Source organism: Arthrobacter sp. Edens01 (assembly GCF_001307035.1).
Classification (GTDB): Bacteria; Actinomycetota; Actinomycetes; order Actinomycetales; family Micrococcaceae; genus Arthrobacter_B.
This window is the reverse complement of the sequence record NZ_LKIU01000005.1, coordinates 548,421-568,177: the sequence shown is the minus strand read 5'-3', so window position 1 is coordinate 568,177 and position 19,757 is coordinate 548,421. Positions and strand designations below refer to the sequence as shown.

General features: G+C 65.0%; 20 protein-coding genes. All 20 read right to left on the bottom strand.

Annotated features, from left to right (window positions below; all coding sequences use genetic code 11):
- Window positions 1-129: 129 nt before the first annotated feature.
- Entirely contained in the window at window positions 130-306 is a 177-nt protein-coding gene (locus AO716_RS17030; RefSeq protein ID WP_082413445.1) for a CsbD family protein, read from the bottom strand.
- A gap of 150 nt (window positions 307-456) precedes the next feature.
- A complete protein-coding gene (locus AO716_RS08790) occupies window positions 457-987 on the bottom strand; it encodes an amino-acid N-acetyltransferase (protein WP_055240535.1) in 531 nt (176 codons plus the stop codon).
- 136 nt (window positions 988-1,123) lie between these two features.
- Window positions 1,124-3,637 (bottom strand): ATP-dependent Clp protease ATP-binding subunit, encoded by a 2,514-nt coding sequence (locus AO716_RS08785; RefSeq protein ID WP_055240534.1) that lies wholly within the window; start codon window positions 3,635-3,637, stop codon window positions 1,124-1,126.
- 94 nt (window positions 3,638-3,731) lie between these two features.
- Entirely contained in the window at window positions 3,732-4,058 is a 327-nt protein-coding gene (locus AO716_RS08780) for a histone-like nucleoid-structuring protein Lsr2 (protein ID WP_055240533.1), read from the bottom strand.
- Between the two features lie 109 nt (window positions 4,059-4,167).
- On the bottom strand, window positions 4,168-4,359 hold the full coding sequence (locus tag AO716_RS08775; RefSeq protein WP_055240532.1) for a hypothetical protein: 192 nt from the start codon (window positions 4,357-4,359) through the stop codon (window positions 4,168-4,170).
- A gap of 4 nt (window positions 4,360-4,363) precedes the next feature.
- On the bottom strand, window positions 4,364-5,818 hold the full coding sequence (gene lysS / locus AO716_RS08770) for a lysine--tRNA ligase (protein WP_082413595.1): 1,455 nt from the start codon (window positions 5,816-5,818) through the stop codon (window positions 4,364-4,366).
- A gap of 131 nt (window positions 5,819-5,949) precedes the next feature.
- Window positions 5,950-6,825, bottom strand: a complete 876-nt coding sequence (gene panC / locus AO716_RS08765; RefSeq protein WP_152969923.1) for a pantoate--beta-alanine ligase — start codon at window positions 6,823-6,825, stop codon at window positions 5,950-5,952.
- Between the two features lie 11 nt (window positions 6,826-6,836).
- Entirely contained in the window at window positions 6,837-7,745 is a 909-nt protein-coding gene (locus AO716_RS08760; protein WP_055240529.1) for a Rossmann-like and DUF2520 domain-containing protein, read from the bottom strand.
- Window positions 7,732-9,381 carry a PH domain-containing protein gene (locus AO716_RS08755; protein WP_082413444.1) on the bottom strand — a complete coding sequence of 550 codons (1,650 nt, stop codon included), beginning with the start codon at window positions 9,379-9,381 and terminating at the stop codon, window positions 7,732-7,734. Before AO716_RS08755 ends, AO716_RS08760 begins: the two co-directional genes overlap by 14 nt.
- On the bottom strand, window positions 9,378-9,890 hold the full coding sequence (locus AO716_RS08750) for a PH domain-containing protein (protein WP_055240528.1): 513 nt from the start codon (window positions 9,888-9,890) through the stop codon (window positions 9,378-9,380). The genes AO716_RS08755 and AO716_RS08750 overlap by 4 nt, the downstream gene beginning before the upstream one ends.
- A complete protein-coding gene (locus AO716_RS08745; RefSeq protein WP_055240527.1) occupies window positions 9,883-10,368 on the bottom strand; it encodes a DUF3180 domain-containing protein in 486 nt (161 codons plus the stop codon). The genes AO716_RS08750 and AO716_RS08745 overlap by 8 nt, the downstream gene beginning before the upstream one ends.
- Before the next feature lie 7 nt (window positions 10,369-10,375).
- Window positions 10,376-10,870 carry a 2-amino-4-hydroxy-6-hydroxymethyldihydropteridine diphosphokinase gene (gene folK, locus AO716_RS08740; RefSeq protein ID WP_055240526.1) on the bottom strand — a complete coding sequence of 165 codons (495 nt, stop codon included), beginning with the start codon at window positions 10,868-10,870 and terminating at the stop codon, window positions 10,376-10,378.
- Window positions 10,867-11,259, bottom strand: coding sequence for a dihydroneopterin aldolase (folB, locus tag AO716_RS08735; protein ID WP_235472042.1), 393 nt, complete (start codon window positions 11,257-11,259; stop codon window positions 10,867-10,869). Before folB ends, folK begins: the two co-directional genes overlap by 4 nt.
- Before the next feature lie 2 nt (window positions 11,260-11,261).
- Window positions 11,262-12,167: a dihydropteroate synthase gene (folP, locus tag AO716_RS08730; protein ID WP_055240525.1), complete on the bottom strand. Its 906-nt coding sequence runs from the start codon at window positions 12,165-12,167 to the stop codon at window positions 11,262-11,264.
- A 9-nt stretch (window positions 12,168-12,176) separates the two neighbouring features.
- Window positions 12,177-12,794: a GTP cyclohydrolase I FolE gene (folE, locus tag AO716_RS08725; protein ID WP_404320977.1), complete on the bottom strand. Its 618-nt coding sequence runs from the start codon at window positions 12,792-12,794 to the stop codon at window positions 12,177-12,179.
- A gap of 73 nt (window positions 12,795-12,867) precedes the next feature.
- Window positions 12,868-14,934, bottom strand: a complete 2,067-nt coding sequence (ftsH, locus tag AO716_RS08720) for an ATP-dependent zinc metalloprotease FtsH (RefSeq protein ID WP_055240524.1) — start codon at window positions 14,932-14,934, stop codon at window positions 12,868-12,870.
- A 267-nt stretch (window positions 14,935-15,201) separates the two neighbouring features.
- Window positions 15,202-15,753 (bottom strand): hypoxanthine phosphoribosyltransferase, encoded by a 552-nt coding sequence (gene hpt, locus AO716_RS08715; RefSeq protein ID WP_055240523.1) that lies wholly within the window; start codon window positions 15,751-15,753, stop codon window positions 15,202-15,204.
- Window positions 15,754-15,788: 35 nt separating this feature from the next.
- A complete protein-coding gene (gene tilS / locus AO716_RS08710) occupies window positions 15,789-16,853 on the bottom strand; it encodes a tRNA lysidine(34) synthetase TilS (protein ID WP_082413443.1) in 1,065 nt (354 codons plus the stop codon).
- A gap of 85 nt (window positions 16,854-16,938) precedes the next feature.
- A complete protein-coding gene (locus AO716_RS08705) occupies window positions 16,939-18,081 on the bottom strand; it encodes a zinc-dependent metalloprotease (RefSeq protein WP_055240521.1) in 1,143 nt (380 codons plus the stop codon).
- A 71-nt stretch (window positions 18,082-18,152) separates the two neighbouring features.
- Entirely contained in the window at window positions 18,153-19,571 is a 1,419-nt protein-coding gene (gene dacB, locus AO716_RS08700) for a D-alanyl-D-alanine carboxypeptidase/D-alanyl-D-alanine-endopeptidase (RefSeq protein ID WP_055240520.1), read from the bottom strand.
- Window positions 19,572-19,757 lie beyond the last annotated feature (186 nt).

Here is a 19,757-nt window from a genome sequence, read left to right as displayed (position 1 = left end):
GTAGAACGTTGCTGAACGCACTGAAGGAAGGGCACGGTGGCCCTTCCTTCAGTGTTCCCCGGCCGGCAGTGACAACAGCGACCGGGAGCGTACGGAGTTTCCTCCGGACATTTAATTTGATTCTGGGGCTTACTTGCCCTTGAAAGCATCCTTGACGTGCTCGCCGGCCTGCTTCACATTGGCCTTTGCCTGATCGGACTGGCCGTCGGCTTCCATGCTGTGGTCGCCGGTGGCCTTACCGAGGCCTTCCTTGACCTTGCCGCCGAGTTCTTCGCCCTTGTTCTGCATCTTGTCGTCTGCGCCCATATTAGGTACCCGCTTTCTGATTGGCCGCCGGGGCTGGCAATTGCGTTAGCTGCAGTGTTGCCGGTGTTACCCGTCTGGCATTTCTTGATGCTAAGTACCCTTACTGTACCGTTCCCGCGCAAACTTCTCCAGCGGGACCGGATAGTTCCCCTATGCGCGAACATCCCGGATCATGCGGGTATTGCCGAGGGTATTCGGCTTCACCCGTGCGAGGTCCAGGAATTCGGCAACGCCTTCATCGTTGGAGCGCAGGAGTTCGGAGTAAACCTCGGGATCTACGGCGCTTTGGCTTTCCATCACGGTAAATCCGTGGCGCTTAAAGAAATCGACTTCGAAGGTCAGGCAGAACACCCTGGACACACCTATTTCCAGCGCGTCGGTAAGCAGCGTTTCCAGTAGGACGTGGCCTACGCCGCGGCCGAGCCAGGCGGGGTGCACGGCCAGGGTGCGCACCTCGGCGAGATCTTCCCACATCACATGCAGTGCGCCGCAGCCAATAACCCTGCCGGCTTCATCCTCGGCGATCCGGAACTCCTGCAGGCCTTCGTAGTAGGCGACGGTCTCCTTGGCCACCAAAACACGCTCGTCAGCCAGCGGCGCCACCAGTTCCCGTATCTGCCGGACGTCCGAGGTGCGGGCCCGGCGGATGGTGAATGGTGCCTTTTGTGCAGTTGGAGTCATTGGTTCAGTCTAGAACTTTGAGACTGCCCGCTGCTGCGAAGCGGACTCCGGGTGAAACATGGCCCGGACAGCGAAGGAGCCCCCGGTTTCCCGGGGGCTCCTTCGCTTCACCGCCTGGACGGCGGTATTGGTCTTGCTACTGCCCGTCGCCCACGCCGGCCTCGATGGCCGAAGGGGCTTCTTCGATAGCGCGCGGGGCACCGTGTCCCACGAAGGTGAACTTAGCGTCGTCGCCTTCGCCTTCCACATCAACCGACACCAGTTCTCCGGGCTTGAGATCCCCAAAGAGGATCTTCTCGGAGAGCTGGTCCTCGATCTCGCGCTGCATGGTCCGGCGCAGAGGCCGGGCACCCATGGCAGGATCGTAGCCGCGGGTTGCCAGCAGTACCTTGGCGGCCGGGGTGAGCTCGATGCTCATACCCTTCTCCGCAAGGCGCTTGCCCAGGCGCTCGAGGAACAGATCCACGATCTGGACGATCTCTTCCTGGGTCAGCTGCGGGAACACCACGGTGTCATCGACGCGGTTGAGGAACTCGGGGCGGAAGTGCTGGCGAAGCTCTTCCGTGACCCGGGCACGCATCCGGTCGTAGCCGGTCTTGGTGTCCGTGCCGGACTGGAAACCGGTCATGACGCCCTTGGAGATGTCCTTGGTACCAAGGTTGGTCGTCATGATGATGATGGTGTTCTTGAAGTCCACCACGCGGCCCTGGGAGTCGGTCAGGCGGCCGTCTTCCAGGATCTGCAGCAGCGAGTTGAAGAGGTCCGCGTGGGCCTTCTCAACTTCGTCGAACAGAACCACGGAGAACGGACGGCGGCGGACCTTTTCGGTCAGCTGACCGCCTTCTTCGTAGCCGACGTACCCGGGAGGGGCACCGAACAGCCGGGAGACCGTGTGCTTCTCGGAGTACTCGGACATGTCCAGGGTGATCAGGGCTTCTTCGTCGCCGAAGAGGAACTCTGCCAGCGCCTTGGCCAGCTCGGTCTTACCAACACCGGTGGGACCGGCGAAGATAAACGAGCCGCCCGGACGCTTGGGATCCTTCAGGCCGGCACGCGTACGGCGCATGGCCTGCGAGATCGACTTGATGGCTTCATCCTGGCCGATGACCCGCTTGTGCAGCTCATCTTCCATCTTGAGCAGCCGCGTGGACTCTTCCTCGTTCAGCTTCACAACGGGGATGCCGGTGGAGTTGGCGAGGACTTCGGCAATCAGTTCCTCGTCCACCTCGGCGATGTCATCCAGGCCGCCGGACTTCCACTGGCGTTCCTTTTCTGCACGCTGGTCCTGGAGCTTCTGCTCCTTGTCCCGCAGTGAGGCAGCACCTTCGAAGTCCTGCGCGTCGATCGCGGATTCCTTCTCCATCTTCAGGGCGGAGATGCGCTCGTCGATTTCCTTGAGCTCCGGCGGAGCCGTCATTCGGCGGATGCGCAGCCGGGCACCGGCTTCATCGATCAGGTCGATGGCCTTGTCCGGCAGGAACCGGTCGCTGATGTAGCGCTCGGCAAGGGTTGCCGCCGAGGCCAGCGCAGCGTCCGTGATGGACACACGGTGGTGCGCCTCGTAGCGGTCCCGCAGGCCCTTGAGGATTTCGATCGCGTGGGCAACAGAAGGTTCGTTGACCTGGATCGGCTGGAAGCGGCGCTCAAGCGCTGCATCCTTCTCAATGTGCTTGCGGTACTCGTCCAGCGTGGTGGCACCGATGGTCTGCAGTTCACCGCGGGCCAGCATCGGCTTCAGGATCGAGGCTGCGTCGATGGCACCTTCGGCGGCACCGGCGCCCACAAGGGTGTGGATCTCGTCAATGAAGAGGATGATGTCGCCGCGGGTGCGGATTTCCTTGAGGACCTTCTTCAGGCGTTCCTCAAAGTCGCCGCGGTACCGGGAACCGGCAACGAGCGAACCGAGGTCCAGGGTGTAGAGCTGCTTGTCCTTGATGGTCTCAGGGACATCGCCGCGGACAATCGCCTGGGCAAGGCCTTCGACAACGGCAGTCTTGCCGACGCCCGGCTCACCAATCAGGACAGGATTGTTCTTGGTGCGGCGGGAAAGCACCTGCATAACCCGTTCCATCTCGTGCTCGCGCCCGATGACCGGATCAAGCTTTCCTTCACGCGCTGCCTGGGTGAGGTTGCGGCCGAACTGGTCCAGCACAACCGAACCTGCCGGCTGGCCTTCCTGCTGCTGGCCGCCGGCGGAGACTGGCTCCTTGCCCTGGTAGCCGGAAAGCAGCTGGATGACCTGCTGGCGAACACGGTTCAGGTCCGCGCCGAGCTTGACGAGAACCTGGGCTGCAACGCCTTCACCTTCACGGATGAGGCCCAGCAGGATGTGTTCGGTGCCAATGTAGTTGTGGCCCAGCTGCAGCGCTTCACGCAGCGAGAGCTCCAGGACCTTCTTGGCCCGCGGGGTGAAGGGGATGTGGCCGGACGGGGCCTGCTGGCCCTGGCCGATAATCTCCTGCACCTGTTCGCGGACGGCACCCAGGGAAATGCTCAGGGATTCAAGGGCCTTAGCGGCAACGCCTTCTCCCTCATGAATGAGCCCAAGCAGGATGTGCTCGGTGCCGATGTAGTTGTGGTTGAGCATGCGTGCCTCTTCTTGGGCAAGCACGACAACGCGACGGGCACGGTCGGTAAATCTTTCAAACATGAGGCACACTCCTAGCTAACGCGTAATTCGATGCTACGGCGGTTACCCCGGCTTAAGGGGCGTGTTCGCCATGGGCGTGACCTCCAGGGGCCCACTAGCCCTGAGCGGCGCGGTATGCCTCGATGATCTCGCTGTTTACGCGGCCCCGCTCGGAGACCGTGTACCCGTTGCTGCGGGCCCATTCACGGATCTGTGCTGCCTCGTTGCTGCGTGCGGCTCCGGTGCCGCGCGGGCGTCCGGTGCGTCCTCCGGTTTTACGGCCGGCATCAACATACTGCTTCAGCGCCGCACGGAGGTTCTTCGCATTGTCATTGGAGAGGTCAATCTCGTACTGTGACCCATCCAATCCAAAACGGACGGTTTCATCGGCACTTCCGCCGTCGAGGTCGTCAACCAGAATGATTTTTACCTTTTGCGCCATGATGAGGCTCCTATGCAGTCAAGCGAGGGAATGCTTCGAATTTCGAGACTGCTACGAGTATGGCGCAATTGGTAATGCCCCGTCAAAGCAGGAGAGGCATATTCAATAGTTATTCTTTATCTGCAGGACCGGCAGCGTCAGTTTTAGGATCCGACTGCTGGTGTTCTTTCTGATCGACCTCGCGTTCAGCCTCTGCGAGGGCTTTTCGCTCGGAACGATCAGCGTTCAGTACTGCCTTCATCACAAAATAAAAGAGAGCAGCCACACATATGGACGGCAGGAGAACTTCAACATATTCCATGTTTCTAACCCACTTCAGGCTTTAGCAGGGGGAACAAAATCGTTTCCCTAATTCCTGCGTTCGTGAAAAGCATCACCAGGCGGTCGATGCCCAGGCCGATCCCGCCCATGGGGGGCGCACCGTATTCAAGTGCCCGGAGGAAGTCTTCATCCAATGCCATGGCTTCGTCATCGCCGGCAGCAGCGCGGCGCGACTGCTCAGTAAGGCGCTCACGCTGGATCACCGGATCGATGAGCTCGGAGAAGGCCGTACCGCGCTCCATGCCGCCGATGATCAGGTCCCAGGCCTCGATCAGGCGGGGATCTTCGCGGTGCGGGCGGGCCAGGGGCTGCGCCGACGGCGGGTAGTCATAGACGAAGGTGGGCTGCAGCAGGGTCGGCTCAACAATCTCGCCAAACAGCTCAATGACCAGCTTTTCAGCATCCCACTTCGGATCAACCTTTACGCCGTGCTTGTCCGCCAGTGCGCGCAGGGTCTCAGCGTCAGTATCCGGGGTGATTTCTTCACCCACAGCCTCTGACAGGCCCGGGTATACGGAGAGCCAGCGCCATTCCCCGTCCAGGTCAATGGTTCCGGCCTCGGTTTCAATCTGCCGGCTCCCGGCCGCATCGGCCGCGTTCAGGATGATCTCCTTGATCCGATCGGCCATCACGTACTGGTCGGCGTAGGCCTCGTAGCATTCCAGGGTGGTGAATTCGGGGCTGTGCGTGGAGTCAACACCTTCGTTCCGGAAGATCCGTCCAAGCTCATAGACCCGTTCGATGCCGCCAACAACCGCACGCTTGAGGTACAGCTCGGTGGCGATGCGCAGAGTCATCGGCTGGTCGAAGGCGTTCAGGTGCGTTTCAAACGGGCGGGCAGCGGCACCGCCGTGAATAAGCTGCAGCATGGGAGTTTCAACTTCCACGTACCCGTGGCTGTGCAGGGTGTCGCGGACGGCGCGGATGATCGAGGCCCGCTTGTAGACCATGTCCCGCGCCTCGTCCCGGACCATCAGGTCCACGTAGCGCTGGCGGACGCGGGTTTCTTCGTTCAGACCCGCGTGCAGCACGGGCAGCGGACGCAGCGCCTTGGAGGCCATGGACCAGGAGTCCGCCATTACGGAGAGTTCGCCGCGGCGGGAGGAGATCACTTCGCCGTGAATGAAGACGTGGTCACCCAGGTCCACCATGGCCTTCCAGTCAGCCAGCGACTCTTCCCCAATGGAGGCGAGGGAGAGCATGGCCTGCAGGCGGGTGCCGTCCCCTTCCTGCAGTGTGGCAAAGCAGAGCTTTCCGGTGTTCCGGATAAAGACCACACGGCCGCTGACACCCACGGTCTCGCCGCTGGTTTCGTCCGCCTGCAGGTGGCCGAACTTGTCGCGGACCTGGCGGAGCGAGTGCGTGCGCTCGACGCCAACGGGGTAGGCTTCCTGACCCCGTTCGAGCAGTTTGGCGCGCTTTTCAGCGCGGATGCGCATCTGCTCGGAGGAATCTGCTGCTTCGGGAACGACGTTAGAGGAGGTCACGGTGCTTAAGTCTACCTAGCCGGATCAACCGTCCTGACTACGGGTCCGGCAACACCCCCGAAGAGCAGAGGACGCCCCGCGCCTCAGCCGTGGAGTTCGGCGTTGTCGATCAGCCGGATTCCAGCCACCTTGGCTGCGACCAGTGCCAGCGCCGGTCCGGACAGGACGTCCTGCGCACCGGCCGGGAGCGGATCGAGTGTGAGGGGATCAACAACCTCGAAGTAGTCCAGTTCAACCCCCGGGGCGGAGGAGACGAGCGCTGCGGCGCCGGGCAGGTCCAGCGGACGGCCGCTGGCTGCGCGTTCCTGCAGCTGTGCCAGCGCCCTGGAAAGGGACAGTGCCGCCTCCCGGTCTGCGGGGCCCAGGAAAACATTGCGGCTGGACTCCGCCAGGCCGTCCCCTGAGCGCACGATTGGCACCGGGTAGATGTCCACGGGGAAGTTCAGGTCCGCAACCATGCGCCGGATCAGCGCTACCTGCTGAGCGTCCTTCTGCCCGAAGTAGGCCCGGAACTCTGCCGGAACCTGCGGCTGGACACAGTGGAAGAGTTTGGCCACCACGGTGAGCACACCGTCAAAGTGGCCGGGCCGGGCCGCTCCTTCAAAGCGGGTTCCAAGACTGCCCGAACTCACCCGGACCAGGGGCAGGCCGCCCGGGTACATGGTCTCTTCGCTCGGTGCGAAGACGAGGTCAACACCGGCTTCTCCGAGCAGCTCAAGGTCCGCGTCCAGGGTCCGCGGGTAGCGGGCGAGGTCGGCGGGATCGTCGAACTGCAGGGGGTTTACAAAGATGGAAGCGACTACGACGTCGTTATCGGCACGCGCTGCCGCGGCCAGGGCCGCGTGCCCGGAGTGGAGTGCACCCATGGTGGGCACAAGACCCAAAGCGGGACGGTCCTTCCCGGTGGCTTCGAGGAGCTCGGTAATGGCCTTGCTAAGTTCTGCGGGGGTTGTTGCCAACCGGGGGTGGTTCACCGGGGTCCTTCGGGTTCGGAATTCAGTACTTCAATTATCCTCTCTCCCTGGGCGGGTGAGAGCAGACCGCGCGCAACTGCACGGCGGGCGGTGGCTGCGGACAGCGCCTGGTAGGCAGCAGCAAGGTCCGGGGCAGCGTTCCGGTGCAGGGCCCGGGTGTGGGCCTCCACGGTGCCGGTATCTCCCCGCGCAACCGGTCCGGTCAGCGCGTGTTCCCCGGAAGCCAGCGCGTTTTCAAGGGACGCCCGCATCAGCGGACCCAAAAGCCGTTCGGGCTGTTCCACGCCGATTCCGTGCAGCAGTTCCGAGGACTGGGCGGCAATAGTCACCAGATGGTTGGAGGCATGGGCGAGTGCTGCGTGGTAAAGCTCACGGTCCGCTTCGTCGATCACCACGGGTTCGGCTCCCATTTCCACGACCAGCGCCTGCGCGATCGGCAGGACGGCGGTGGGCGCCGTCACGCCGAAGGAACAGTCTGCCAGGCGGGTGAGGTCAAGGCTCAGTCCGGTGAAGGTCATGGCGGGATGTATGGCCAGCGGGATGGCTCCGGCCTGCCGTGCCGGTTCCAGCACTGCGGTGCCGAAGCGTCCGGAGGTGTGGGCAACCAGCTGACCTGCCTGCCAGGCCCCCGTGGCCGCGAGGCCGGAAACCAGGGGCGGCAGGGCGTCGTCAGGCACGGCCAGAAGCACCAGTTCGGAGCGTTCAATAATGTCCGGGATTTCCAGGACCGGAACGCCCGGCAGCAGGTTCTCGGCACGTTCGCGGCTGGCGTCGGAAACTGCGGAAACTCCGACGACGGCGTGTTCCGCCGCGCGCAGGGCCGCCCCGAGGACGGCTCCTACCTTTCCCGCACCAATGACTCCGATTCCCAGCCGGCCGCGCCTGCGCTGATCAGCGGTGTTCATTCCAGTTTTCCTCCATCTGTGGTGCAGCGTTCGATCCCTCGGCGGGCAGGGCTGCTGTCCCGGGATCCTCCGGGGCAGCGGACACGGCCGGCCCGGTGGCAGTCTCCCGGTGCAGCCAGCGTTCGGTGCGGTCCCGGCGGCGTGCGTCAGCGGCCCGGACGGACTGTTCATTAAAGAGTTCCAGCAGGACGGCTTCGTCAAGCTGGCGGATCCGCGGGGACACCGGGCCGGGTGTCGAGTGCAGGCGCAGATCCGCAATGCGCAGCTTCCGCGCCAGCGGCCCCTGATGCAGTGCCATCGACTGGATCCGCTCGTGGGGCACCACAGTCAGGTTCCGCCAAAGCCGTCCGCTCCTGCTGAGCAGGGCGGTCTCAGTCAGGGCATAGCCGCTGCGCCTCCACTGCAGGGGCGCCACCCAGCGGGCGCGCCGGGGCGAAACCGTAAACCCGTGATCCGTTCCGCTGCCCTCGATTCCGGCGCTGAAGAGCCCTACCGGGTCAGGTGTGCCCGGATTCGGCAGTACCAAGGCCAGGATCTGGAGGGTTTCCTCAAGCGTTCCGGCCGGGAGCAGGCGGGTGCGGGCAGCGCCGTCGTTCCCCGCAGCGGCACCGTAGCCGGCCACGTTGACGGAGATCCGGTACCAGCCCGTAATCCGCCAGAGCAGCGGCTGCGTGACGGCCACGGCCTGGATCCGCCCTGGCGGAACAGTCTGCGTGCGGGTGTCCAGGAGTCCGTAACGGAGGCGGACGCCGTCGCGGGAAACGGCAGCGCGGAAGTTCCAGGAGGTGTTCAGCATGGACCAGTAGCCGCCCACCACAGCCAGGCCCAGCGGAATGAATGCTGCCAGGGAGACGCCTTCTCCGGTTGCAAACGTAAGGATGAGCACCGCGATGATGCCAATGACCAGCACCACGGTATTCCCTGAGAGTGCTGTTGCCCCCAGGACCCGGCCGGGGGCCAGGGCCAGGACGGGATATTCGGGCGCTTCAGCCGGGCCGCGCCGGCGCGCGGATGCGGCCGTTCCGGTTCCTGCCGCAGATTCGCCGGTCTCTTCACCGCCGGCCTCCGTCCCGGCCTCCGTATCGGAGTCCGCCTCGGGGTCCGCTCCGGATGCCCGCGCCAGGATGGTGCCGCGAAGTGCCCGGGCATCATCCAGGCGAAGGAAGGACAGGCGCACGGCTGATTCTCCGGCGTCGGCCACTTCAAAGCGCAGTTCAGCCAGTCCAAACAGGCGGGCGAGCAGCGGCTGGTTAATGTCCACGGCCTGCACCCGGTCCAGGCGGGCCTGGCGGTGCTGCCGGAACAGTACGCCGGAACGGACGCGGACGTGACCGGAGGTGACCTGGTAGCGGGTGAACCACCAGGAAAGGAAGAAGACCGCAGCAATAGCGAGCAGCAGGACGACCAGGCCAATGACCACCCATGCCAGCGGCGTTCCGTCCGGCAGCGGGCCGGAGGGCTCTTCGCGCAGGAACAGGGCTTCGACGCTGTCCCTGCCCACAACGTAGGCAACGGCGGCAAGGGCGATCCAGCCGCGGACCAGCGGGGAAACGGGATGGACGCGCTGCCACTGCTCCTCCCCGCCGGAACTGCCGCTGGATTTGCCGGGAGCGGGGCTGCCGGGTGCGGAAGTCACAGTCCCGCCAGCTGCGCCTCGCCGCGCGCAGAGAGGTGTTCGCGCAGCCTGGCGCCTTCATCGGTGGGCAGGCCGGGAATCGTGGCGTCGGTGCCGGGGGATGCTGTGTGCAGCTTGAGCGTGCAAAGGCCGAAGAGGCGTTCAAAAGGTCCGACGGCGACGTCCACGTACTGCATGCGGCCGTAGGGGACCACCAGGGTGCGCTGGAAGAAGATGCCGGTGCGCAGCAGCAGGTCCTCGCCGCGCTCGGCGTACCCGATTGCCCGGACCTGCCGGGGCAGCAGCACGCCGCGCCAAATAAAGCCGACTAGGAAAACCCCCGGCAGTCCCCACGCAATCCAGGCGGGGAAACCGCCCCAAATATCCAGGCTGCGGAGCACAAGCGGTACGCTCACCACGGCCAGCGTGATGAGTGCCTCAACTGCCAGCGAGAGCACACGCAGCGTCAGGTACCGCGGGGATACGCGCTGCCAGGTCAGGCCCTGCGGATCTATCGCCTGGTTATGCATACTCTCCCCCGTTGTTGTTTTCTTCGCCGCCGTTCTTGTCTTCGGGCGGCAGCCGGCAGAACCGCTCCACCACCAGACCGGTAGCTATCATGATCACTCCGCCCACGGAGATGGCAAGCGATGCCCATGTGGGGCCGTGGTTGGGGCGCATTTCCCATAAGCCCAGCTGGTCCAGGAAGATCCCGCCGTGCCAGCCGAGCAGCAGCGCCCCGGCATAGGCCGTAGCCTGGGCCAGCACAAGGGTGCGGGCTGCCGCTATCGGGTCCAGCGGTTTTTCCCGGTCTCCGTCCCGCCAGCGGCGGACCCGCAGCCCCAGGAACAGGGTGAACCCAACAATGAACGCGAGGGTGAGCAGCGCGGTGAAGTTCAGTACCGGCGCCGGGAATCCGTTGCGGGTAGCCCAGGCGTTCACCTGCCAGCCGGCAATGCCGAAGAAAACGGTGATGACAGCCAGCCAGCGGTACCGGATGCTCCTCACGAAGCCCTCACTCCCCCTCGAAGAGCTCTAGCCCGGGAAGGTCTGCGGCCCGGGCAGCCAATTCTGCCACCGGAACACCCTCCAGCACTGCCTCCGGGTCCATCCATGCCCAGGGCTGAAGCACAAAGGCGCGCTGGGCGGCCCGCGGGTGCGGAACGGTGAGCACGTCGTCGGAAATGCGCTGGTCCCCGTAGGTGATGATGTCCACGTCCAGCGTACGGGGCCCCCAGCGCACCTCGCGGGTGCGGTGGTGCCTGTTCTCCACTTCGTGGCAGTGGTCCAGCAGGCTGTGGGCATCCAGCGTGGTTTCGAACTCAGCCACCAGGTTCAGGTAGTCCGGCTGGCCTTCCGGTCCGCCAACCGGGCGGGTCCGGGCCACGGGAGAAACGGCCACGAGCTTCATCGCGGGGTGGTCCGCGAGGGCGGCGACGGCGTCGGCGAGCGTGCTGCGGGATTCACCCAGGTTGCTGCCCAGCGCCAGGACTGTGCGAACGGCGTTCATGCGCGTTCCCGGTGGATCTGGATTTCGACGTCGGCGAAGGGCACCGTGATCGGTGCGTGCGGCTTGTGGACCGTGACGTCAACGGCGTCGACCACACTGAATCCGGCCAGCACCGCGGCAGCGATCCGTTCCGCCAGCGTTTCGATCAGGTTGACCGGGTCACCGGCGATGATCGCGCAGACCTGCTCGGCCAGTTCACCGTAGTGCGCCGTCAGGGTGAGATCGTCCGCTGCGGCGGCGGGGCGGAGGTCCGTGTAGAGGACCAGGTCGACCGTGAATTCCTGCCCGTCGCGCCGCTCGTGCTCAAAAACGCCGTGGTAACCGGTGGCCCGCAGGCCGGAGAGCCTGATCCGGTCACGCAGTGCAGGGGAGCCTGCTGTGTCAGCCACGGCTAGCCCTGCCAGGCAGCCGCGACCTTGACCGCGTCCACGTTGGCAGCGACATCGTGCACACGGACCGCCCAGACACCCTGGCTCGCTGCCAGCGCCGTGGTGGCAAGCGTCGCGTTGTCGCGTTCGGCGGGCGGTGCCGCCTTTCCGGCAGTGGTGAGGAGCGAGCCCAGGAAACGCTTCCGGGAGGCACCGACGAGGACGCGGTGGCCGAGCACGGTTAGCCGGTCAACGTTGCGCAGCAGCGCCCAGTCATGCTCGGCGTTCTTGGCGAAGCCCAGCCCCGGATCCAGGATGATCTGCTCGGGAGCCACTCCGGCTTCGTAGAACCGGTCCCGCAGCGCGGTGAGCTCGGTAATCACGTCTTCGACGACGTCGTCGTAGTTTGCCTTGGGGTCCTGGGTGCGGACGCTTCCGCGGCTGTGCATCAGCACGTACGGCACCTTGGTGCGGGCAATGAGCTCAGGCATCTCCGGGTCAAGTTCCAGCCCGGACACGTCATTGATCAGTCCCGCCCCGGCTTCGATGGCCTTCTGGGCGGTGGAGGCATTCATAGTGTCCACGCTGATCAGCGCACCGGCCTTCACCAGAGCTTCCACCACAGGCAGGATCCGCCGCTGTTCTTCTTCGGCTGTGATCCGCTCGGCGTCCGGTCGGGTGGATTCACCGCCGACGTCAATGATGTCCGCGCCGTCGTAGTGCAATTTCAGGCCCGCACGGATGGCTGCGTCAGTGGTGGCGTGTTCGCCGCCGTCACTAAAGGAATCCGGGGTCACGTTCAGGATCCCCATGACCAGGGTGCGCCCGGTGGGGAGATCCTCGAAGCGCCGCTTCTTGGCACCGGGACGAATCACCGGCAGCGGGTTGGTGGCGGGCCCGGTTCCGGGGGTGGCAGCTAGCGAATCCATCGAGTCGTCCTATCGTCCGAGTATGAGGCTCATTGCTTCTGCACGCGTGGCGGTCTCGCGGAGCTGGCCGCGCACTGCCGAGGTAACCGTCTTGGCACCGGGCTTGCGCACGCCGCGCATGGACATGCAGAGGTGTTCACATTCAATGACGACGATCGCTCCAACCGGCTGCAGGTTCTCCATCAGCGCGTCCACGATCTGGGTGGTGAGGCGTTCCTGGACCTGGGGACGGCGGGCGTACACATCCACCAGGCGGGCCAGCTTGCTCAGCCCGGTGACCTTGCCGTCGTGGGACGGAATGTAGCCGATGTGCGCTGAACCGTGGAAGGGAACCAGGTGGTGCTCGCAGGTGGAGTAGAACGGGATGTCCTTCACCAGCACCATTTCCTCATGGTCCAGGTCGAAGGTGGTGGCAAGCAGGTCCGAGGGGCTCTGGTGCAGTCCGGCGAAGATTTCCGCGTAGGACTTGGCCACCCGGGCAGGAGTCTCCTTGAGGCCGTCACGATCCGGATCTTCTCCAATAGCCAGGAGAATTTCACGCACCGCGCGCTCAATGCGGGGCTGGTCCACTTCAGAGGCCGCCCCGTTGAGCTCAGCCATAGTCAGTTCGTCGTCGAAATCCGTCACTGCACGATCCTACCGTGGACGTCGGAGACGGGCGGACGGCCGGAGCATGCTGCTCCGGCCGTCTGTCCTGCGGTTATTCGTGGTTTGCGGAGCCGGTGTGGCTTCCGCGTCCGCTGTTCTCAGGCTCCGGGAGCCCGTTGCCGGAGACGTCGAAGTCCTGCGGGAGATCGGCGTCGGCAATCTGGTCCTGCGGAGCCACGGTGTCCGGGTTCGGTTCACCGGCAGCTGCAGCCTCTTCGCGTTCGCGCGGGGAGACCACCGGGGGAATGTCATGCACCGGGCGGGTGGGCTTGGAGAGCCACACTTCACGGACATCGCGCTTGCGCACGTCGCGGAACACTTCGGCGATCTCCTGCTGGTTCAGGGTCTCGCGCTCCAGCAGTTCAAGCGCCAGGCGGTCCAGCACATCCCTGTTTTCGGTGAGGATCTGGTACGCCTCGTCGTGGGCGTTGTCCAGCAGGCGCCGGACTTCCTCATCCACCACGTACGCCACCTGGTCGGAGTAGTTGCGTTCCTGGCCCATGTCCCGGCCCAGGAACGGCTCGCCGCCGCCGGAGCCGAGCTTCACGGAACCAATCCGCTCGCTCATTCCGTACTGGGTAACCATCTTGCGGGCCGTGGAGGTGGCCTTCTCAATGTCATTGGAAGCACCCGTGGACGGATCGTGGAAGACGATTTCCTCTGCCACACGGCCGCCCATGGCGTAGGCCAGCTGGTCCAGGAGTTCGTTGCGGGTGACCGAATACTTGTCATCCTGCGGCAGCACCATCGTGTAGCCCAGTGCCCGGCCGCGCGGAAGGATGGTCACCTTCGTGACCGGGTCGGTATTGCGCAGGGCAGCAGCAACCAGGGCGTGCCCGCCCTCGTGGTACGCGGTGATCTTGCGCTCCAGTTCCTTCATGACGCGGCTGCGCTTCTGCGGGCCGGCGATGACACGGTCGATTGCCTCGTCCAGCGCGCGGTCGTCAATCAGCTGCGCATTCGAGCGCGCCGTAAGCAGGGCAGCTTCGTTCAGCACGTTCGCCAGGTCCGCACCGGTGAAACCCGGGGTCTTGCGGGCCACGGTCTCCAGGTCGATGCCGGGAGCCATCGGCTTGCCCTTGGCATGGACCTGCAGGATGTGCAGGCGGCCCTGCATGTCCGGTGCCTCAACGCCAATCTGGCGGTCGAACCGGCCCGGGCGCAGCAGCGCCGGGTCCAGGACGTCCGGACGGTTGGTGGCGGCGATCAGGATGACGTTCGTGTTGCCGTCGAAGCCGTCCATCTCAACCAGCAGCTGGTTCAGGGTCTGTTCACGTTCGTCGTTGCCGCCGCCCACGCCGGCACCGCGGTGACGGCCGACGGCGTCGATCTCGTCGACGAAGATGATGGCAGGGGCGTTGTTCTTGGCCTGTTCGAAAAGGTCGCGGACGCGGGAAGCACCCACACCGACGAACATCTCCACGAAGTCCGAACCGGAAATCGAGTAGAACGGCACGCCCGCCTCTCCGGCGACGGCCCGGGCCAGCAGCGTCTTGCCGGTGCCGGGAGGGCCGTAGAGCAGAACGCCCTTGGGGATCTTGGCACCCACGGCCTGGAACTTGGCGGGTTCCTTCAGGAATTCCTTGATTTCGTGGAGTTCCTCCACCGCTTCGTCAGCGCCGGCAACATCGGCGAACGTCACCTGGGGCATGTCCTTGTTCGTCAGCTTGGCCTTGGACTTGCCGAACTGCATGACCTTGGAGCCGCCGCCCTGCATGCGGGTGAGCAGGAACCAGAAGATCGCGCCGAGGATGAGGATGGGCAGGAAGAGGCCCAGGAAGCTGGTGAACCAGTTGGTCTGGACAGGCTGGTCGGTAAAGCCGTCAACGTCGGAGTTGTTCACGGCCTCGACGATGTCCTCGCCGCGTGCGGTGCCGAAGAAGAACTGGACGTTCTCGCCCTTGTCCTCATACGGTTCCCGCAGCGTCAGGTCCACCCGCTGCTCGCCGTCGTAGATCTTCGCCTGTTCCACCTTGTTGTCCTGCAGCAGCTGCAGGCCCACGTTCGTGTCAACCTGGGCAGCGCCGGAGGGGGCAAGGTTGGGAAGGATGATCAGCAGTGCGGCAAGAGCCAGCACGATCCAAATGATCGGTCCCTTGAAGAAGTTCTTGGATTTCATTCGTCGTCAGGGCAGATGCCCCGTCCCTCCTGATCAACAACGCTGATACTGCGCGAAAATTCGTTGGCTAGCAATGTCTAGCTATACACCGTCTTCAAGAAACACACGGCCCAAAGGGCGCTTTAGTTCCCTCAGGGCGTATCCGGGAAGCGTGATTCCACTCATGCCGGCGGAGGTGTGAAAAACCCGCTGGTCCCGCGGCCGTCCACCGGAGGATACCGGTGGACGGTGCGGGAACCAGCGGGTCCGCGGAATTGGGTTCCGGCTTTATTCGTAAACGTGCGGTGCCAGCGTGCCGATGAAGTCCAGGTTGCGGTACCTCTCGGCGAAGTCCAGGCCGTAGCCGACCACGAATTCGTTCGGGATCTCGTAGCCGACGTACTTGACGTCGATCTGGACCTTCGCGGCGTCGGGCTTGCGCAGCAGCGTGCAGATTTCAACGCTGGCCGGTCCGCGGGACTCGAGGTTGGTGCGCAGCCAGGACAGGGTCAGGCCGGAGTCAATGATGTCTTCGACGATCAGCACATGCTTGCCCAGCAGGTCGGTCTCAAGATCCTTGAGGATCCGGACGACGCCGGAAGACTGGGTTCCGGAGCCGTAGGAGGACACTGCCATCCAGTCCATCGAGACGTGGCTGTGCAGGGCGCGGGACAGATCAGCCATGACCATCACAGCACCCTTGAGGACGCCGACAAGCAGGATGTCGCGTCCGGCGTAGTCGCGGTCAATCTCCGCCGCCAGTTCCTTGATCCGCTCGGCAATCTGTTCCTTGGTGTAAAGAACGTGTTTGAGGTCTGACTGGACGTCGTGTGAATCCACGAATGGCTCCCGGGTACGAGATGTTGCAGCTGGACTTAGGCGCTGCTCTTTTTCCTAAAAACAAGATTGCCATAGCTTGGGCCGCCTTGGGGAACCGGCTTCCCGCGCACCTGCCGGTAAGCGCTCACCTTGCCGGCCAGCTGGACCGGCCCTGCGGACCCTTCCCGCCGCAGCAGGGACTCTACCGCGCGCACCCGTTCCCAGCTGGGGCGGGCCGCTCCGAGCTCTGCGGCCGCGAGTGCCAGGACCCGCTGGCGCATTGCCGGAGGCAGGTCCCGCAGGGACTCCTCTGAGAGCAGGATCTCTTCCGGCCCGCCCCCCGCAGCCGGGGTTTCAGTCTCCGCGGGCCCGTCGGTTCCGGGCGTTTGGGCCGCTTCAGCGCGGAGCCGCGCATAGGTCCGGGCTGCCTGCGCATCCAGGAAATCGGCGTCCTGGGCCAGGATCCGGGAGCTGCGGAACAGGGCCTCGGCGATTCCAGGGCCCAGTTCGTTCTCCAGGAAGGGCAGCACGGAGGTCCGGACGCGCGAGCGGGCAAAGGCAGGATCCGCGTTGGTCGGGTCGTGCCAGGGTTCCAGGCCCTGGGCGGCGCAGATCTCCTCCACTTCCTCCCGCCGCAGGCCCAGGAAGGGGCGCAGGTAGATTCCGCGTCTTGCGGGCATGCCGGCCAGGGAGCGTGTCCCGGAGCCGCGGGCAAGGCCCAGCAGCACCTGCTCCGCCTGGTCATCCAGGGTGTGGCCGAGCAGCACGGCGTCTGCACCGGCCTCTTCCGCTGCCGCGTCCAGCGCTTCATAGCGGACAGTGCGGGCAGCAGCTTCCGGGCCCATCCCGGATTCCGGAACCTGGACGCGGCGCACGGTGACCGGGCTCAGGCCCATACCCCGCAGTTTCCCGGCGGCGGCCTCAGCAATCTCTGCCGAGCCGGGCTGGAGTCCGTGGTCCACCACGGCGGCGCCTACGGTGTAGTCGCCCCGGCGGTTGAAGAACGACGCCGCCTCCGCCAGTGCGAGGGAATCGGGACCGCCGCTGCAGGCTACCAGCAGCACATGGGGGTTGCTGCGCTGCGGCGGGAGGCCGGCGTCACGAAGGAAATCCCGCAGCATGGCGCGGGCCTTGCCGAGGGTCGGGTTCAGCCGCCTGCGGGCGCGTGCGGCCGGTACGAGGGGGTGTGTATCGCTCACGAAGTGCCTAGAGTCCCATCCGCTTGATCCAGAGATCCGGGTTGTGGATTTCTGCCTCGGTGGGCAGGTTCCCTGCCTGCTCCCACACACGGTTGAAGCCGGGCATTCCCACCTTGTCCACAACACCCCGGACGAATTTGGAGCCATCTGCGTACTGCCGCATCTTCGCGTCCAGCCCCATGACGCGGCGGAAGAACTTGTCCAGCCAGCCGCGGTTCACGCCGCGGTCGTTGAAACGCCGGCGGATGGTTTTCACGCTGGGGATGATGCTGGCATCCACGGCGTCCATCACAACATTCGCGTGTCCCTCCAGCAGGCTCATGACTGCGGTGATGTGGGAGAGGCGGGCCTTGTCCTGCGGGTCCTGCAGCAGGGTCAGGACGTCCATCTGGCGGTCCGGGACGCCGTCGTCCGGGCTTTCATCCCGCCCGGAGGCGGCAGCGGAAAGCTGCTTGGCCATGGAGCTGATGCGTTCCGGCAGGCTCTGCGCCTTGTCCATCAGTCCGGTGCTCAGCAGCTGAATCTGGTCGAGGAGGTGGTCGCGGAGCCACGGAGCCGCAGCGAACTGCACACGGTGGGTCTGTTCGTGCAGGCACACCCAGAGCCGGAAATCGGAAGGCTCAACATTCAGTTCCTGTTCGGTGCTGATGATGTTTGGTGCCACCAGCAGCAGCCGTCCACCGGTCTTCGACGGATCGTCCGAAGCCAGCGCGGCAAAAGGATCGTACTGGCCCAGTACCTTGCTGGCCAGGAATGCCAGCACCGCTCCGAGTTCAGCTCCGGTGAGCCTGCCCGCCACGGCCGTATTGGTCGCATTTACGGCTTCGGGCCGGGTCTCGGCCAGGTGCTGGAGCATCGGATTCATCAGGGCAGCGAAACTCTGCGAGTTGGCCTTGGCCCAGGACGCCCGGTCCACGATCAGGACCTGGGAGTCACGGAGGTCCTCTGCGGCGTCCAGCCCGGTGATGCGGTGGACGTGGGCGACGGATTCGTCAGCGAGCCGGCGCAGGTCTGCAACTGCGGCCTGGATCTCGCGGGGGCTCAGCTTCGGCCCGGGGGCCACCAGGGTGGCTGCCGTGGCGGCGGCGAAATCCCAATTCACCAGGCGGGCGGCGGTTGAGGTGCTCAGGTGGTGCTGGTTGCTCTCCATTGCTCCATTCGATCACAGGCACCGTTCAATGTGTCCCTGCCGGGCTGAATCCTCCGGTTCAGCGCGGCCCGTCAGCGGCAGCCGCAGCCGGCCAGAACTGCGGCAGCGGCGTCGACGGCTCCCCGGGCTTCAGCGGTGTTGCCGTCGAGGTTCCGGGCCACCAGGGCAAAGGTGAGCAGGCGCCCGTCGGCGTCGGTGACGTATCCGCTCAGTGCCGTGACTGCACTGAGCGTGCCGGTCTTTGCCCGCACCAGTCCGGCGGCGGCGCCGTCACTGTACCTGCCCTGGAGTGTGCCGGTCAGGCCGGCAACGGGCAGTCCGCGGGACACTGGTCGCAGGCTTTCGTTTCCGGAGGTCAGGACCTTCCGGACCGTCTGGGCAAGCTGGGCCGCCGTCACTGAGTTTTCAGCTGCCAGACCTGATACATCCGCCAGCGCCAGTCCGGTGGTATCGACGCCGAGCCTGGAGACTTCAGCAGCCACCGTTGACGCTGCCCCCTCGAAGGACGCCTCCTGCCCGGAGGCGGCAGCAGCTGAACGGGCCAGGGCTTCGGCCAGGTAATTGTCTGAGACCAGGAGCATCTGCTGAATCTGCTCGGCCACGGTGGCAGACTCGGCGGAGGCCACTTCACGGGCCCCGGAAGGCAACGCCCCGCGTTCAACGCCGCCCGCCACCGTAATTCCGGCGCCGGACCCGGCCGAGGCCAGCGCATTGCGGAAGGCGTCACCGGCCGCCAGCGCAGCATCATCCGTGCGTTCGCCGGCCTGCCGCGACTCATCCACCCAGGCTGAATTGACGGCCAGCGAATAGACCGGCGCAATTTCTCCGGCTTCGACGTCGGCCTCGCTCCAGGCCGGGGACAGCGCAGGACCGGAGAACAGGGTGTCATCGACCTGGACCCGCACCGTACCGGCGCCGTCTCCGATCGCCTGCAGCGCTTCCCTGGCCAGGGTGGTGAGTCCTGCCCGGCCAACTACCGCGTCTTCATCGGAAGCACCGCTGCCAAGGAGAACGTCTCCGCCCCCGCGCAGCGTAAGCACCGTTTCGTCCCCTGACTGTGCGGCGTGGACAGTCGTTTCAAACCGGGATCCGGGATCCAGCGTTGCTGCCACGGCAGCCGCCGTCAGGATTTTCAGTGTTGAGGCCGGCATTCCTGCGGCATCCGGGTCGCGTTCGTAGAGCACGTTCCCGGTGAGCGCGTCGGACACCACCGCTGAGACGGTGCCGCTTCCGGCCAGGCTGAGTTCGGCGTCGAGCGCCGCTGCCAGTGCCGCTGGGTCCGGCAGCGGAGCTGCGGGGTCCAGGGGCTGGACCACGGGATTAGAGGTGAGTTCGGATGGCGGACGCTGATAGGAAGGGACGGCGATCTGCCGTTCAGCCGGTGTACCCGAAAGAGCCTTCACCACGGGCGGACCGGCATACACGGCCAGCGGAACCAGGAGTACGGCGAAGGCGAGCACCAGGGCAACGCCGGAGATGATCCTCGCCAAGAGCCACCCATTCCTTTTCGGTCCGTATATTCGATACTGTGCCGCGGGTCCGCAGGGAGGCACTGTGAGGCAACAGCCAGTGCCGGAAAACCCGGCAGGGCCTCGGGACATATATCTTTAACACTAGACCGGCGCAGTGAGCCAAACGGACATTCCCAAATGGACGGGGATTCCGGCTGCGCCCAC